General features: G+C 32.7%; 18 protein-coding genes and 1 pseudogene. 7 read left to right on the top strand and 12 right to left on the bottom strand.

What is annotated here, in order from left to right:
- Positions 1 to 98: 98 nt before the first annotated feature.
- The 5 genes from LIS78_RS31015 to LIS78_RS30995 are packed head-to-tail and all read left to right on the top strand — an operon-like array spanning position 99 to position 4,269.
- On the top strand, positions 99 to 803 hold the full coding sequence (locus LIS78_RS31015; RefSeq protein ID WP_252285782.1) for a response regulator transcription factor: 705 nt from the start codon (positions 99 to 101) through the stop codon (positions 801 to 803).
- The gene (locus tag LIS78_RS31010; protein WP_252285781.1) at positions 793 to 2,202 is read left to right on the top strand and encodes a sensor histidine kinase; all 1,410 of its coding nucleotides are present in this window, start codon (positions 793 to 795) and stop codon (positions 2,200 to 2,202) included. The genes LIS78_RS31015 and LIS78_RS31010 overlap by 11 nt, the downstream gene beginning before the upstream one ends.
- Positions 2,203 to 2,261: 59 nt before the next feature.
- The gene (locus tag LIS78_RS31005; RefSeq protein ID WP_252285780.1) at positions 2,262 to 2,840 is read left to right on the top strand and encodes an accessory gene regulator ArgB-like protein; all 579 of its coding nucleotides are present in this window, start codon (positions 2,262 to 2,264) and stop codon (positions 2,838 to 2,840) included.
- Positions 2,827 to 2,949, top strand: coding sequence for a cyclic lactone autoinducer peptide (locus tag LIS78_RS31000; protein WP_252285779.1), 123 nt, complete (start codon positions 2,827 to 2,829; stop codon positions 2,947 to 2,949). The genes LIS78_RS31005 and LIS78_RS31000 overlap by 14 nt, the downstream gene beginning before the upstream one ends.
- A gap of 9 nt (positions 2,950 to 2,958) precedes the next feature.
- Complete coding sequence (locus LIS78_RS30995; protein WP_252285778.1) at positions 2,959 to 4,269, top strand: sensor histidine kinase; 1,311 nt, start codon at positions 2,959 to 2,961, stop codon at positions 4,267 to 4,269.
- A 639-nt stretch (positions 4,270 to 4,908) separates the two neighbouring features.
- On the opposite strand, the gene LIS78_RS30990 is transcribed toward LIS78_RS30995, so the two are convergent.
- From LIS78_RS30990 to LIS78_RS30975, 4 genes are all read right to left on the bottom strand, one after another.
- The gene (locus tag LIS78_RS30990) at positions 4,909 to 5,307 is read right to left on the bottom strand and encodes a hypothetical protein (RefSeq protein WP_252285777.1); all 399 of its coding nucleotides are present in this window, start codon (positions 5,305 to 5,307) and stop codon (positions 4,909 to 4,911) included.
- A gap of 106 nt (positions 5,308 to 5,413) precedes the next feature.
- Positions 5,414 to 6,256, bottom strand: coding sequence for a permease prefix domain 1-containing protein (locus tag LIS78_RS30985; protein WP_252285776.1), 843 nt, complete (start codon positions 6,254 to 6,256; stop codon positions 5,414 to 5,416).
- Positions 6,253 to 6,591 (bottom strand): PadR family transcriptional regulator, encoded by a 339-nt coding sequence (locus LIS78_RS30980; RefSeq protein ID WP_013060031.1) that lies wholly within the window; start codon positions 6,589 to 6,591, stop codon positions 6,253 to 6,255. Before LIS78_RS30980 ends, LIS78_RS30985 begins: the two co-directional genes overlap by 4 nt.
- 313 nt (positions 6,592 to 6,904) lie before the next feature.
- Entirely contained in the window at positions 6,905 to 7,459 is a 555-nt protein-coding gene (locus tag LIS78_RS30975) for a hypothetical protein (protein WP_053487886.1), read from the bottom strand.
- Between the two features lie 318 nt (positions 7,460 to 7,777).
- Between LIS78_RS30975 and LIS78_RS30970 the strand changes: the two genes are divergently transcribed.
- Positions 7,778 to 8,179 carry a hypothetical protein gene (locus LIS78_RS30970; protein ID WP_053487887.1) on the top strand — a complete coding sequence of 134 codons (402 nt, stop codon included), beginning with the start codon at positions 7,778 to 7,780 and terminating at the stop codon, positions 8,177 to 8,179.
- Positions 8,180 to 8,455: 276 nt separating this feature from the next.
- On the opposite strand, the gene LIS78_RS30965 is transcribed toward LIS78_RS30970, so the two are convergent.
- The gene (locus LIS78_RS30965; RefSeq protein ID WP_252285775.1) at positions 8,456 to 8,893 is read right to left on the bottom strand and encodes a MarR family winged helix-turn-helix transcriptional regulator; all 438 of its coding nucleotides are present in this window, start codon (positions 8,891 to 8,893) and stop codon (positions 8,456 to 8,458) included.
- Positions 8,871 to 9,320 carry an EVE domain-containing protein gene (locus LIS78_RS30960; RefSeq protein WP_252285774.1) on the bottom strand — a complete coding sequence of 150 codons (450 nt, stop codon included), beginning with the start codon at positions 9,318 to 9,320 and terminating at the stop codon, positions 8,871 to 8,873. Before LIS78_RS30960 ends, LIS78_RS30965 begins: the two co-directional genes overlap by 23 nt.
- A gap of 785 nt (positions 9,321 to 10,105) precedes the next feature.
- On the opposite strand from LIS78_RS30960, the gene LIS78_RS30955 reads away from it, so the two are divergent.
- Positions 10,106 to 10,633: an NAD(P)H-dependent oxidoreductase gene (locus LIS78_RS30955; protein WP_209152236.1), complete on the top strand. Its 528-nt coding sequence runs from the start codon at positions 10,106 to 10,108 to the stop codon at positions 10,631 to 10,633.
- A gap of 72 nt (positions 10,634 to 10,705) precedes the next feature.
- Here LIS78_RS30955 and LIS78_RS30950 read toward each other — a convergent pair whose 3' ends face one another.
- The 6 genes and pseudogenes from LIS78_RS30950 to LIS78_RS30925 all read right to left on the bottom strand — a co-directional run bounded on the left by LIS78_RS30950 (position 10,706) and on the right by LIS78_RS30925 (position 16,180).
- The gene (locus LIS78_RS30950; RefSeq protein ID WP_053488375.1) at positions 10,706 to 11,065 is read right to left on the bottom strand and encodes a winged helix-turn-helix transcriptional regulator; all 360 of its coding nucleotides are present in this window, start codon (positions 11,063 to 11,065) and stop codon (positions 10,706 to 10,708) included.
- 646 nt (positions 11,066 to 11,711) lie between these two features.
- Complete coding sequence (locus LIS78_RS30945) at positions 11,712 to 12,314, bottom strand: methyltransferase domain-containing protein (protein ID WP_209152235.1); 603 nt, start codon at positions 12,312 to 12,314, stop codon at positions 11,712 to 11,714.
- Between the two features lie 941 nt (positions 12,315 to 13,255).
- Positions 13,256 to 13,993, bottom strand: a complete 738-nt coding sequence (locus LIS78_RS30940; protein WP_252285773.1) for a permease prefix domain 1-containing protein — start codon at positions 13,991 to 13,993, stop codon at positions 13,256 to 13,258.
- The gene (locus LIS78_RS30935) at positions 13,990 to 14,331 is read right to left on the bottom strand and encodes a PadR family transcriptional regulator (RefSeq protein WP_061860216.1); all 342 of its coding nucleotides are present in this window, start codon (positions 14,329 to 14,331) and stop codon (positions 13,990 to 13,992) included. Before LIS78_RS30935 ends, LIS78_RS30940 begins: the two co-directional genes overlap by 4 nt.
- A gap of 205 nt (positions 14,332 to 14,536) precedes the next feature.
- Positions 14,537 to 15,315 (bottom strand): annotated as a pseudogene (locus LIS78_RS30930) (group II intron maturase-specific domain-containing protein).
- Between the two features lie 52 nt (positions 15,316 to 15,367).
- A complete protein-coding gene (locus tag LIS78_RS30925; RefSeq protein ID WP_252285772.1) occupies positions 15,368 to 16,180 on the bottom strand; it encodes a reverse transcriptase N-terminal domain-containing protein in 813 nt (270 codons plus the stop codon).
- Positions 16,181 to 16,658 lie beyond the last annotated feature (478 nt).

The following is a 16,658-nucleotide window of genomic DNA, read 5'->3' as shown; positions in this document are numbered from 1 at the left end:
AAATAAAGTATCAAATTTTTATCAAACATATTAAAAAATTACTTTTTTTAGCTTAATATATACTATATGGAAAATAAGTAGAGGAAGGAAGTGAAGCTATGCAAGAAACAATTCTAATTACAGATGATGAGATAGAGATTGTTGATTTATTAAAAGATTTTTTGGAGATAGATGGTTATAAAGTGCGTACTGCATATAACGGTAAAGAAGCTTTAGACGTCATAGCATCTAAAAAAATCGATTGTATCTTACTCGATATTATGATGCCAAATATAGATGGATTTACTGTATGTAAAGAAATACGAAAAATTAGTAACGTACCTATTTTGTTTTTAAGTGCAAAACAAGATGATATTGATAAAATTAGAGGGCTAAATCTTGGAGCAGATGATTATATTGTAAAATCAGCTACTCCAGGAGAGATCATTGCCCGGATTAAAGCAGTTCGTAGAAGATTTGATGTGCAACAGGTAAAAGTAAATCATTCAACGAACATTCTCGATTTTGGAAATTTGAAAATTGATATGAAAGCTCGTGAAGTATGGAAAGGAGACAAACAAGTTTCTTTAACATCTAGAGAATACGATATTTTAGAGCTTTTGGCTATACATCCCAAGCAAGTATTTACTCATGAGCAGCTTATTAATAAGGTGTGGGGAGAGGATTATAGTGATTCACATTCTGTTAGAGTGTTTATTGCCCGAATTCGAGATAAAATAGAAGATTGTCCAGCACACCCTGAGTGGATTCAAACTGTTTGGGGAGTGGGTTATAAGTTTGAGGGATTAAGGCATGATCAGTAAACTCTCTATACGTCAGTGGGTCATCATTATTTTATTATTACTTACACTGGTACCTTTCTTAGGAACTAAATTTATATCGCACATGTATAATCGGTATTCTAGCGATTCTTATGAAAATAATCAGGTGGGAGAAAATAACGTACAGGGATGGATAGAAAAATCTATTCTTCTGAAGCCTGAATTATGGGGAAGTTCAAAATGGAAAAATAATATAATAAAAGATTTACATAATAAAGGAATAGAAATTATTTTAGTAGATTCTAATGACCAAATAGTATTCACAAGTACAAATGGAGCTTCAGGCGAAACTATTCATCAAAAAGGAAACTACAGCATTGGGTTATCTAAATCGGCTTTTGAAAAACAAACAATTTATAAAGAAGGAAAGGCTACTGGGACTGCTTTTATAAAGTATACTCCCCCTGCTGTTGGGGAAGAGATTAATAAACCTAAAAATGCATTTTTAAAGCAATGGGGTGGAGTTATTGTTTGGATATCCTTATTCTTTCTTGTGTTATTATTTTGTGTTATTATCACCCATAAAATGATAATACGTCCTCTTAAGTTATTGGAGCGTGCAGCTTTGTCACTTTCTCGTAATGAATTTACATCTGTTTTGCCTTCTTCATCAGTTAAAGAAATCAATGCAGTATCGGATGGTTTTAAATTTATGCAACAAGAGCTACATGAGTTGTTAGCTTCGAAAGCCCAAATGGAAGAAGATAGAAAAATGTTTGTTGCTTCAATTGTCCATGACCTACGAACACCCTTATTTTCGATAAGAGGATATTTAGAGGGGTTAGAAAAGGGGATAGCAAATAGCCCAGAAAAACAAAAAAAATATATTAGGGTTTGTAGAAATAAAGCAAACTTGTTAGAAGAACTAGTTTCTAATTTATTCGAATATGTAAAGCTTGATTATTTAGGAACTCAGCCAGAATTTCATCCTATTGAAATTAAAAGTTTAGTCCAAAATATAGTTGAGGGCTACGATTTAGCGTGCCGTCAAAAAAACATAAGTTTGTCTTTAGAGATGCCAGAGAAGTCTCTCACTTTACAAGGTAATGCGCCTTTATTGACGAGATCTATAGATAATATAGTGAGTAACGCAATTCGATATACACCTACAGGTGGCTCAATAGATATAATCTTAGAAAATACAGAAAAAGAAATAATCATTACTATAAAAGATGGTGGAGAAGGCATACCTGAAGAAATATTACCGCACATATTTAAACCATTATATCGGGGAGAATACTCCAGAAATCGTCAGACAGGTGGAACTGGACTTGGATTAACAATTGCTAAACATGCTTTTAAAATACATGGAGGAGACTTAATAGTAAAAAATAATCATCCTAATGGAGCTATATTTAGTGGATATCTCCCTAACAGTTGAACAATTTAAAAGCCTTACTTAAATACGACGTTTAGTAAGAAATACAAAGGAGATAAGAAATGATTCACGACCTTTCCCTAAAAATAAGTAACAAATTGGTTAAGGAATCAAATTATGAATCAGAGGTAATAGCCTATGGAGTGGAAATTACAATTAGATCATTGATTAAATTAGTTACAATTTTATTAATAGGCTTTTTAATAAATGATTTGATCCTTATCCTAATAGTTTTAGTTTCGTTTTCTTCTCTAAGATTGCTCTCCGGAGGGTTTCACTTTTCTAGATTTTTTTACTGTTATATAAACTCTATGTCCCTGCTGACAAGTATAGCATTAGCTTCCCAAATAATGGGGCAAGTAAACATAGCATACTTAAAAATAAGCATGTTTTTTTGTTTTATAATTAGTATTTTTATATTGTTGGTTTTCGGAACTTCAATTAATCCTGATAGAGTATCCTACAATCATAGATCGCTACTAAAATATTTATCAATTACTTTTATAATTATAATGTATATATTCGTTCAGTATATTTTGGGTTTAAGCCCTTCATATGCTACAGCTATCCAATTGGGGATAGTTTCCCAGTCACTTACTTTATTAAAGAGAAAAAGAGGGACAAAAAATGAAAAAAATTAAAAGATTATTTGCAAGTTTCTTTGTAAAAATAGCTCATACAGAAATATCAACAGCTAGCTTCTATCTAATCCATGAGATTCAAATTCCAAAATCTTTGAAGCGTAAGTAAGATTAGAATATGCACTTAATAGCTTATGCTCTTACCTTTATTGAAAATATTACTTTATTATCATTTTTAGTTAAATTATTGTTTGGTAACTTAGTTAAAAATATAAGAAAAGTAATAATGTTCAGCGCCATCTATTCATTATGCACATCGTATACTTTTAACTGGGATATTAATACAGATATAAAGCTATTAGTTAATATATTCATGCATATAATAATTGTTATGTATATATTTAAGCTTAGTTTACAGTTTAGTATACTTATATCCTTGCTTCGTGCAGTTCTGCAAACAACACTAGAGAGTATAATTGTACTTATAATTTTAAATGCACAGTATATAAATTTTGTAAAAATGAAATTGCCACTTCAGATTTATATCGCTATCTTTTTATATGTAACTATCATTATAGGAATTATTGTGCTTTCAAAGAAAGACATTTCTTTGAAGAAAGTATTAGATAGAAATAATCTTAATAGCAATTTTATTATAACGATTATCACGTCAATTCTTGCTCAAATTTTTGTGGTATTATTAGCTGTATTGGTCGACATTGGAAATGGTGAAGGGAGACGCGCATTAACATACATAATTGTATTTGCTACAATTTTAATAATGTGCAATTTAATACGTGTGGTAGTTAAATTTTGTGAAAAATCAGAGCAACAGATGTACCTTATGTCTGAGGATGTATACCTCAGTAACTTACAAGATTTAAGCGCCTCTGTTAAAAGCCATAGACATGATTATTATAATCAACTTCAGGTTATATATGGATTATCAGAGCATAAGCAATACAATGAATTAAATCAGTATATAAAAAATTTATTTCAAGATATTTGTTTAACAGATAATTTATTGAGGTTAAAGCATACGGCATTATCTACACTGTTACAAGCCAAAATAGAGGTAGCTAAATTATATAATATTAACTTTTTTATTGATACAGCAGAAGACATTCCTTGTGTTAAAATATTATCTCATGAATTAATACAAATTGTTGGAAATATTGTAGATAATGCTTTTGAGGCAGAGTTGGCTTCAAAGAAGGAAGATAAATATGTAAGTTTAAAGATAGATCATTTATTAAAATCTTTTTTTGTAATAGAGGTTAACAATCAAAACTCTTACATAAAAGGAGATAATTTAGACAAGGTATTTGTCCCAGGTTATTCAACTAAGTTGAATCATCAAGGAATTGGATTATATACAGTTAAACGAAAATTAGAAAAATACGATGGATATATTGAGTTAACAAGTAAAAAAGAGGTTGGAACAACTTTCCGTGTGTTTATTCCAACGTTAGTAAATAAAAAGTTTTAATTATTTTTAAAAATAACACCAAGAGCAAGGGTAAAAGTGATCTTTTGTTAGAAAGGTCAAATACATCGTAACACTCTTCAGGCTTTAAAGTTGTGAATTTTCCCACATCTATTGAGGGAATAGTTTGCTACCTTATAAAGGTCAGAGTATATTCTCTTGAGTACGTGCTATTCTTTCATCTTCATTGCATATAGAAAAACCTACTGGGTCAGTAGGTTTTTCTTTTTTTAAGCTGTATATAATATGCAGTTTATATAAAATGGATTATGTTTAGTTTTACTTTCCACTATATCATTAAATAAAATCAAACATATTTTATTAAAAATAGTTTTATCATTTACTTATCTTGTAGAAAAACAATATATTTGTCGTCACTTAGTGTAAATGTTAAAACATTAATAATAAATGAAGTAATTTAGTATTTACTTAACGAATGATAAAACGGAGTCGAGGTTATTTTCTATAAATATAGTTAATGACAACATTTGTTTTTAAAGGTATATGTATATGAATCTACAAATCTGGCCAGACTAATAACGTACTCCCCCTATTCCAATAAATTTGAAAAACCTTTGCTTATATTAGCAAAGGTTTATTTTTTGTATGCTTAGTTCTGGAGTTGTAAAATGTAATATGATTTTAAGGCCTATACCCATACAAGAATTCAAACATAAAGAAACATACAAAACCTATAAGTAAAACAGGAACCACACTAATTCCCAAATACACACGATGTAGGGGCTTTTTTAGTTTTTTGAACCAGTTATAATATAGTATGAAAAAAAGTATGCAGACGGGTATAAAGAACACAGCAGCAAATAGATCTGTTAATCTTGAATTTGCATCCCAATACTCGTCTGGAACAGGAGTATGTACATACCATTTATCGGCTAAAGGAGTTTGAAGATAACTAAAAAGTAATATTCCTAAAGAATAGTAGACACCAACTAACCACTTTAACCATTTTGGTAAGTAAGACTGACTTGCAATAATACACATAAGCACTAATATAAAAAATACTGAAACGCCGTAACTCATTTGTAACCTCCAACAAAATTTAAGTTCCTAACGACAAAATATGAGTAATTTTACCATATTAGTTTATAAGTGTATATATTAGCTTTGAGGTAGAGGCTACAGAATCTTAATATAAATCCTCATGCTCTTTAGAAGAAACGCTCCGTATTCCTGTAAAATAATAAAGTAAATAACCTAAAACATTAAGGCCTACAAATATAAAAATCCATTTAATTCGTAACGGTTTTTGATGGTGAGCATTAATAATTGCCCAAATAGTGAACAGTGTCCAGTAAATAGCTCCACCCATAAATATTACAATTACCTGTAATTGATCAAAACTTCTACTCTCTATTAGTACAAACCATTGTTCATTTCCATTTCCAGACGTGGAAGAATCCACACCTAGCCATTTTGGAGCCCAAATCGTTCTTTGATATTGAAAATCTGGATTCTGTGATTTCCAATGATATTCCCCAGAATTTTGGCTAACACTTCTTATATCTTTTGAATTATAGATAGTGACTTCAGATATATAATTCGTATCCTCTACTAAAGTTTCAATTTTCCTTTTCATACTGAAGGTCATAACGTCTTTATTTTCTAATTCCTTAGATATTAATGTACTTGTTTCAGATAATCCTTGAGCAGTTGAATCGTCAATTTCCCAAAGAAAACTACCCATTGATATTGTTAATATTAAACAAACTATTGCTATGTAAAGCACACGCTTTGCAAATATTTTTTGTATCTCAAACAATTGTCCAATAACAGCGCGCATTTCTTTTTCTTCACCAAACCGTTGAATCGCAATTGTAATAGCTTGTTGTTCTGTTTTTCCTGCTTCTTTTAACTCCTGAACTGATTCAAACAAATGATTTTTCATTTCTGCTTTTAATTCGTCGATTTCTTGTTTATCTCCGTCTACATTTAGATACATAGAATCCACAAATGCTTCTATTCTCTTCACTTAGTTCCTCCCCATAAAAATGAATCCATCATTTTCTTTATAAATTGCCATTCTAAACGCTTATCTTCAAAACCTTGCTTACCTAAGGAGGTAAGCTTATAATACTTTCTTCTTCCGCCAGGACCTTGCTCACTACCCCAGTAAGAAGAAATCCAATTATTCTTTTCTAATCTCTTTAAAGACAAATAAAGAGTTCCTTCTTTCAGTTCAAATTGTTCATCACTTTTTTCTCGAACAATCTTAGCCAATTCATAACCGTACATATCCCTTTGATAAAGTAACGACAAAATCAACGTATCAATATGACCCTTTAAGATCTCTCTACTAATTTCCAAATCTTCCACCTCTTAGTTGATTATAAAAAATAATACCTTTTAATACAAGGTATTATTTTTTATAATTACCATAATTAAGATTGTCGGAAATAAACAAAGTTGTAATAAGTATATCTGCTCTAATAAAACAATAACATTTTTAATCTTTTCTAGAGGATGGAATCTATGAATGAAAAATCTAAAGTTAGTTAGGTTCAAGTAATATACTCTATGCATCCTTGATTAGGATAATAAAGCTTATCTGTAGTAATTAAAGAGAAGACCATTTAAATGGTCTTCTCTTTAATTACTCTATGTATCTCTAAATTACATACTAATTTTTATTTAAATTGAAGTGAGCAATCTCTTCTCCATTTTCTGAGACAATAAGTGTAGATTTTAAAGCATTTTCCTTTATTCTTTTTAACTCCTCTTTAGTAGGTATAGAAGGTAGTTTATTCCCCTGTTTATCTGTACTTAAGTTATAATAAATAGTAAACTTTCCAGTACCATGAGCTGGAATCTCCTCTATTCCTTGGCCCCATCCTATTTTGCTCTTGTTAACATTATAAATGTTAGATCCTACTGTATCTTCTACAACTGATAGTAATTCTTGATTAGGTTTTATTTTTAGTTTTATCTGGTTCAAGTCTTCATTAGATATAGATTTATTAGAATTGTTCTTTACTACAAACGTATAGTATAACGCCGTGTCCACAGTTGTTTGACTCTTACCTTCTCCTATGGTTCTAACAGTTTCTCCTACAAGGTCTTTGTTATTAGTTATTATAGCGTCTGCTTTTGAAAGCTTTATATCTTTTGAATTAGAACAAGCTGAAATAATAAATAACAACAGCACAAAAAATACAATATTTTTTACTGATTTCATTTTTTCTTCTCCTTATAAATCTGATTGTCATATTTCAAACGAACCATACAATTATTTCATAAAATAGAAAAAATTAAAATGAAATCTTTGTTTTTAAGCGAATAATATATACATTCTTATTTACCATAATGTGCGCTCTGGGAAGTTTGAATTAGTTTTACACTTTAGTAATTTAAATTAAAAAATAAATGTTACCATTAATAATACAAAAAAATTCTAGGAGGTATTTTAAATATATAGGTCTAAGTAAAAAAGATAGTGACGTGTTTATTAAAGCTTAAAAAGTAATAACATTAATAATTTGAAGGGATTAAAATTGTGAAAAGATCATTATTTATTCTTAGCATTGTAATAATAGTCCTTATTATAAATGGATGCAGTAATAACTCTGTAAAGGGAATCAAAGCAGATTACGTTGATATCGGTTTAGGGCAAAGTTTATATGAGGGATATAATAAAGTTGAGCAAGAAAGCGTTCAATCACTTGTTAATTCTTATAATCAACTTCAATACATAGGACAAACCAACCAACAACTGAATTATGATAAGGCAATATCAATAATATTTGTCTATCATGATAAAATTTCGGGAACTTTAATGATAGATGATAAGGGAATTTTTCATACAGATGATAGTACAAAAAATTATCAAATTGCTTCGAACAACGATACATATGAACAAGCTTTAAAGATATACAAAGATTTGAAACAGAAGTATTAAAATCATGGAATATGAAAGCAGAAATTAAGGATTCTTTTTTAGATTCTTGTATCACAAATAAGGTTACTGATCATGTAAAATAAAAAGTGGCAACTTCTCATACTAAGCTGCCACTTTTTATAACCTTCAACATATATTTGGCCCTTATAAAAAGGTACGCCTATACTTAACACCCCTATATACACCGGTGTTAAAGTATATGTTTAACTATTCCTTTCCAGTTAACATAAAACGTGTTATAGGAAATAGTATGAGCTATTCTAGAAGCCAACTTAGTTATAATAAAGAATGTAACATCTCATTAAAGTTTTCCTGATTATCCTTAATATTATTAAAAAACTGTTCATCTACTTTTTCTACAATTGGAATCCCTTGTTTAACCTTATTTTTTCCTTCTGCAGTTATAGATAATAAAATTTCTCGCTTATCTAAGGGGTTCTTACTTCGCTCTAAAAGCCCTTTTGTTTCAATAGTACGTACTACATCAGAAATCATCATAATATTTAACTTTGTAAAGTCAGCAAGCTTTTTTTGAGTCACGTTTTCTCCTTTAGTCTGTAGAAAATCACATGCTGCTAGTAACACAAATTGTGAATGAGTAACATTTATCTTACTCAGTTCTTTTGTTATAAGTCTTTGCCATGCATGTGTTACTTGCCATAATAGAAATCCTGAGCTATCTTCTGGATTATTAAATTTGGAAACCCATTTCATGCAGTTTTACCCCCATAGCTTTAGCAATTATTAAAAAGTCTTCCCGTTCTATCTCGAAATGCCCCCTTCTAAAGAGTAAACCTACATTTCGAGTCATACGGGCAAAATTTAATAAAGGCTTAATTTGTAAATAACTAGCATATTGGCATTCTTTAAATTCTACATCTATTCTATTCGGTATAAAGTTTGGATTCATTTCGTAAAGATAAACCTCACCCGATTTAACCTTACCAATAGCAGTAAAAGACTGTAAAGGTAAGCCATTTTTATAAGATGTCTTTGGTGAATAATAAACGAGCCAATCTCCTGCTTTCATTCGTTTTAAAGGATATGCTTTACCATGACATAGTTGAGCAAAGCCATTTTCCTCTCCTATTCTTACATGATCCTCAGATACTACACCTATCCAATATCGTATTTTAGTCATTCTTTTTCACCTGCCAATTTCACAAGTCTATCCATAGAACAGGGAATATTTTTCGTTAACAAGGGGCCTATCTGATCTCCTATTTCCTTAGCATGAAGGCCTGAAATGCTAACGCCATGAGTAATCTTTGTTTGGGAATCAGTATTGTTTATGTAATGGTAAAAAGCAATTTGTATATTTAGTTCGTCTATTACCATAACATTTGTAAAGCTTCGATTTTCTTTCACTTCTTTAAGAGTAAAGGTACTAGGTTTTTGATTGAGAACTGTTAGAGTTCCAATACTCCCCGTTGTAAAGGGTCCCTCTAAATGAGCTTCTATAATTTCTTCATCCTACTTTGACCATTTAGATATATCTTGATACAAATTCCAAATAGATATAGGGGTAGAAGTAGTAAAAACAGTATGTTCGTAGTTCCACATAATAAGACCTCCTAAAATAGTAAGTGCACGTATTATTAATGATACGTGCACTTACTATTTTTGTAAATATTTAACAAAATATTTATCCTGCATAAAAATCTAGTTACCATAATCAGAGTTATCGGTATTATAAAGAACATCATTACTCGACTAAATTAATTTCATAAATTCTTGAGTTACTGCTCCACGGATGATAATTATCACCTTTAAAAGTTAAAGTAAAGCATAATAAACTTTAGGATAATGGATTTAAACTTGAAGGTACTTACCTTTATGTAAGTACCTGTAATAAAAGTGCGTACTTACATATTTTTAGTTTGGACTTTACAATAAAAATGAAATCAGCCTAAGGAGGAAGAAACATTGAAAACTCTTGTTATCATAACACACCCAAGCTTAGAAACATCTGTTGTTAATAAGCGATGGGTAGAAGAATTAAAAAAATATCCAGAAAAATATACTGTGCACGAATTGTATAAGGTTTATCCTGATGAGAACATAGATGTGGAAAAAGAACAAAAATTGGTTGAAACTCACGGAAACCTTGTTTTCCAATTTCCTGTATATTGGTTCAACTGTCCTCCTCTCTTAAAAAAGTGGCTGGATGATGTTTTCCTTTATGGATGGGCTTATGGTTCAAAAGGAGATAAATTAAAGAATCGTAAAATTGCTTTAGGGGTATCTGCCGGGATCAAAAATGTGGATTATAGTGAAACTGGAAGATACCATTATACACTTGAACAAGTGTTGCGTCCGTTTGAGACGACAGCCATCTATTGCAAAGCAGATTATCGTTCGTTCTTTGCGTTTTATGGAGCAGAATTTGAGCCATCTGTAAGTGAAATAGAAAAAAGCACTCAAGATTATTTAAATTTCATTGATAATATGTAATGGGTAACTTTTATAAAAGTTAAAATAAGAAGTACCTCCTAAACAAGAAGGTACTTCCATTTTACACTATGCCTATTTTGTTACATCTTCTAGAGCTTGAAAATTATTTTTCTCTCCCCACTCGCACATCATATCTAACAATGGAATAAGTGAACAACCACGTTCAGATAATGAATATTCAACTTTTGGAGGTATTTGGGGAAATTCTTTGCGGATAATAAGACCATCTTCCTCAAGCTCTTTTAACATAACACTTAGTGTTTTAAAGGAAATAGTCCCAATACGTCGCTTCAGCTCATTGAACCTCATAACCTTATTTTCAGACAACCAATACAAAATAATCATTTTATATTTACCACCTATTAAGGATAACGTATATCCAAAACCAGTGTTTTTTAGTTCTACGCCAGTCGGAACACAGGTTTCTCTCACAATCCCCACTCTCCTTCTGATAAGAATATCCTATCAATATGAATACTTTATAGTAAATTACTATGCAATCTTATCACAAGAATGTAAAGTAACGCGTTTTTATTTTCTTTAATGTTTTTAATGTCATATATTATTTCATTCTCATGCAAAGAATCTAATCTAACTAAGAAAGAAATTTTAAAAACAGTTAACATAATGCCATTTATCGGTATGAAATAGAAAAAACGCCTTTTAATTCAAACGTTAAGTAATCGCTTTCGATTTTTACTTTCTCAAAATGATTTGATGGGTTATAATAAATATCTACAAAAATATTAAATGATATGTAAGTAACAAGCAATTACACCCTTAATATTTAGCAAAAAGAAAAGCCTACCTCTGACAAATCAGGTAAGCTTTTCTTTTTAGTACATAAGTTATCAATAAATTGAGCAAATTACTCAAGATGTCGCCAAACATCGACTCGTGCAACTAACTATACAACAGAAAAAGCTACTAATCCCTGTTTAGTGGCTTTTTCTGATTTTAAAATGTATATCGTATAGATTTTTAGTTAACATAAAACACGTTATCGGCAGTAAAAAAGGCCATAGAAGATTATAAATCTCTATGGCTTTAGTATTGTAACTAAACAATGTGCTGCTTATTATAATTTTCTCGCAACAACCTTATTAACTGCATGACAGTGTCTAATATTATTTTCATGTTCATCTTCAAACTGATAAGATTGATACATTTCTACGGACCAATCAGAATAAATTTCTTTTAATTCACCTTCATTAAAAATTCCTTTAACATAACTCTTTAAATCCTCTGGTATTTCAACTTCATTAGTAAAAACCGCAATAATGTTGTATCCATTCTTTCGTGTTCCTAATTTCATACGTTCAATTACATTAGACCAGTGGTTACGTTCCATAAAATGAAATAGCCCATGTGAAATAACTAAATCGTATGTATCAATAAATTTATAGTTAACTACATTCTCTACAGATGCAGTTAAGTTAGTTAGGTTCAACTTTCCCTTAGCCCTATTGATTTTAGCTATACCTGCCTCTGATATATCTACTGCATCAACTTCGTGTCCTAAATTCGCTAGAAAGATAGCATGCCGTCCATCTCCACAGCCTAGATCTAGAACTTTCGAGTTTTCTTTTAACCTTTTACTAACATCAACTACTTCAATACTTGGCTTGCCGAATGTTTCAACCTCATCGTTTAGATAAGATTTTTCCCAAAATGGTTCCATTAAATATCCTCCAAATACTTACTTTTATACCTTAAATTATATCATCTCTTATTAATTAGAATTGCTCATTTTATAAGTAATGGAGGTGTATATCATATACAAAATTAGTTAAGTCGGGTAAGTTAGGGGCATCACTGCCCCCGCCTCCCCTAAGAACCGTGCGAGTCCCTTTCAAGACACATCGGCTCAAGCCTCCCATTGCAGGTCCATTTGCTGTCGTATCTTCATCACATACCATAACGGTAAGTTAAAACGTACGCCGACGCTCCAAGTGGAGGTATACATAACAGTACGTTTCTTTCGTCAGAAGATAGCCACAACCTTATGTTCCTACGAGAGACCAACGAGAAGTAGGCTCCCTTTCGGGCCTATCATGGGTTTGTCCGTAAGGACGATAGTATCCGTCCAGTTATACAGTTTCCTGCTTTCCTGTTCTCTTTCGAGGTAACGGCATTCGCTTTCTCTCGTATCCTTTACCCTCTATCACATCGTTTGACTTTACAGTCATCCTACTGTTTACACAGATGACAAAGGGCTTACCAAGTTCCGCATCTTATAGATACGACGAGGTTAGGTGGGTTCTTTACTCCGGGCAAGATACGGGACGCCTCACAGCAGCATTATGAATCTGCTTTTCCTCTTGCCAATACCCAAGCAAATCTGTGCACTATCCTGAGCTAATCCTGACGAAGCTTACAAACCTTCACTAATGTTCACCATACTCATCTTCCCCTAGCAGTGTTCCGAGTCGTGCACTGACTCTCTGTTTCCGCATTTCCGCATGCAACCCACGAGCCCGTTACCAGGCCCGCAGTTTTGGACGGGGATAGTTTTTGCGTCTAAACCAGTGGCGTAAACCACACTATATAAAAGCGACTTCTTGTCGCACCATAATCACGATTCTCGGCACAAAAAAGAAGATGCATAATGCACCTTCTTTTTTATTGAAGTAATATATGTAGTTTATTTCTCGTTGAACGTTGCTTTATAAACAATGCTACAATTCCTAAAACAAATGCCACTATAAATAGACTGTACGGAATAGCATAGAATGGCTCATAGAAGGGAATTTGCTTATAACTAAACTCTGCATACCAATTTTGATTTTCAATTCCAGCATCCCATTCTCTTTCATCCCCATACTCAATCACCTGATTCATTTTACTATATACTTCAGGAAACTGAGTCTCTTTGAATCTCTTAGGACTTCCCTCTGGCTTTTTATATAAAGCAAAATCTTCAATTTTTAATCCTTTTACAGTCGTATTAACAATCCTTTCTTGCTCAGTTTGAGACAAAGACCTATTTCCTAAATTATCAATAATGTTTTGGATTGTCGAAAGTGCTTTATCGTTCTTTGAAGAAATCATTTGATCTCTTGTAACAAGTGCTGCTAAAAAGATAAACCCTACAACAAGAAGAACAACAGAACAGCGAAATAGCTTTTTGACAATCGTACTTTGTTCCTTAAACAAACTAAATAGTCCCTTGGTAATCAATTTTTCGTCACCGAATCTATTCAATGCAATTTCTATGGCTTCCTTTTCGGATTTACCTTCTAACTTTAAATCTTCCACTGTCTCAATTAAATGTGTCCGCATTTCTTCTTTCATTTCTTCAGCTTCTTTGCTACTAACATCGGAGTAAATCGAATCTACAAATTGATTGATTTTCTTCATTCTCTTTCATTCCTTTCTAAAAATGAATCCATCATCTTCTTTACAAATTGCCATTCCAAACGCTTTTCTTCAAAACCTTGTTCACCTAAGGATGTGAGTTTATAATACTTTCTTCTGCCTCCTGGTCCTTGCTCATTCCCCCAGTAGGATTGGATCCATTTATTCTTTTCTAAACGCTTTAGAGATAGATAAAGTGTTCCTTCTTTTAATTCAAATTGGTTATCACTTTTCTCTCGAACCAATTTTGCTAATTCATACCCATACATATCCCTAAGATCTAGAAGGGAAAGGATTAAGGTATCAATATGTCCTTTAAGTACTTCCTTATTAATTTCCATATTTTACACCTCTCTATTTAAAATATAATTTATAATACCTAATAATGCAAGGTATTATTTTTTTAGAAAGGTATATGAATACAATATTCACTTCTAGTTTAGTCGGGTAGGCGGGCACTCTCACGAGCGCCCGCCCCCCTAAGAACCGTACGTGACAGATTTCCCGTCATACGGCTCAAGCCTTCTTTTTATCCAAACAACTTCTTTATTTAATACACGGTACATGTACTAATTTAGCAACTTTGCCTGTAGAAACTTCTAAGTGTTGTACAGTAACTTTTTCGCCATTTTGTAGAGTGTGTTTACATAATGTGCAACGGTAACCTTGTTTCCTTGCGAGTTTTATCCTATCTAGCGTATTTTCGCTATTGAAGACCTTACGGTCTCGCTTTTCCCAATATCCTTTTAGGTTCGGATCATCTGGACTGTTTTTATAGGCTACCATCACATGTCGTTCTATTTTAATCCAGGCCATCTTCAACAATTGAATATTAGTAGGTGGACAGGTGAGAGTCCATTTATCATTTCCACCGTGGTTGGGCTTCTTAAAATAACGCCTGGTAATCCATTTCCACGATTTTTTTGGATGTAATTGTTTAAGATGTTTGATTAATTTAGAGAAAACATAATAGTCCATATAACTAAACGTCTTTTGGAAACGACATGTTTCCAATACTGTCCGTAACCTCTAATAATAGGGTTTAAGACACGTATAATTTCTTTTACTGGTCGTCCTCTCATTACTGTGAACGTATCTTTTATCTTGTTTTTAGCTTTTTTGATACTGTCTTTGCTAGGTTTGATCAATAACTTCTTTCCTTGTCCTGTGTTGTATTGACGCAGCGAGAAGCCAAGAAAATCGAACCCATTCTCGATATGTGTAACCCTAGTTTTATCCGTGCTGAGTGTAATTCCTCGTTTTTGTAAATAAGGAATTAGGTTTTGATACATACTTTCAGCTTGTTCCTTCGTTTCTGTTACGATGACGAAGTCATCTGCGTAGAGAACACGTCCTATCTTACACTTGGGGTCGATTTTATATCCTCCGTTTGGTTTGTATGTCTTTTATAGATAATACCAATCTCTTTTCCATACCGCATAAGGCGATATTGGCTAGGAGGGACACAATGCCTCCTTGCGGAGTTCCTTCCTTTGTTGGACGGAGCATATCCTGCTCTATGTATCCCATCTTGAGCCACCTTTTGATAAGAGGGGTTCCTGGAAACGTAGATATTTGTTCTACTATCCAATCATGTTTGAGGTGGTCAAAACATCCTAAGAAATCCCCCTCAAAAACCCACTTTTTCTTACTGTTGGTGTTAAGCTTGTTAAAGAGATTACTTATAGCATCGTGTGTGCTTCGTTTAGGACGAAAACCATAGGCGGTAGACTCGAATCTGCCTTCCCATTGCGGTTCGAGTGCATTCTTCACGACATTTTGGTACACTCGATCTCGCATTGTCGGAATACCGAGAGGTCTTAGTTTTCCATTTTTCTTAGGAATAAACATTCGCTTCGCTGGCTTTGGGCGATGCTGAAAGACATTACATTTAACTAATTGTTGATAAAGTTTGATACGTTCGTTTGGATTTGAGGCCGTGTAGCCGTCTACTCCAGGTGTTCGCTTACCGTTATTTTGTTGTGTCACTCTGCGAATAGAAAGTAGTAGATTTGCTTTACTCCGAAGGAGTAAGCGTTGAAGCTTCCTTACTTTCCTTTGTTGATTCTGTTGTTCGGCACGATAAATTCTTTGTCGTAACTTCGTTACATATTTTTGTACAGTATTCCAATCAATAGAGTACCAACCTTTATGCGAGACGTGCGCCGACGCTCGTGGAGAGGTATTCATAACAGCACGCTCCTTGTCGTTAAAAGATAGCCACAAATTTATTTTCGTGTTGAAGACCCATGAGAAGTAGGCGCTCTTTCGAGCCTGTCATTGTCTATAAAGACGACAGTATCCGTCCAGTTATACAACGTTTCTGCTTTCCTGTCCCTTTTCAGGGTAACGGCTTTCGCTTTTTCTCATATCCCATACCCTCTGCCACATCGTTTGACTTTGCAGTCATCCTACTGCTTATGCAGATGACATAGGGCTTACCAAGTTCCACATTCTACAGATGCGATAGGGGGAGGTAGGTTCTTTACTCCGGGTAAGATGCGGGACGCATCAGAGTAGCCTTATGATTCTACTTTTCCTCTTACCAAGACCCAAGCCAATCTATGCATTATCTTGGGCTAAGAGTAACGAAGCTTACAAACCTTCACTTTCGTTTACCATACCTATCTTCTCCTAGCAGTATTCTGGACCATGCATTTGTCCTCTG

The sequence above is a fragment of the Priestia megaterium genome (assembly GCF_023824195.1).
In the GTDB taxonomy this organism is placed as follows: domain Bacteria; phylum Bacillota; class Bacilli; order Bacillales; family Bacillaceae_H; genus Priestia; species Priestia megaterium_D.
The sequence above is the reverse complement of the archived record's forward strand: the minus strand, read 5'-3'. Positions and strand labels throughout refer to the sequence as shown.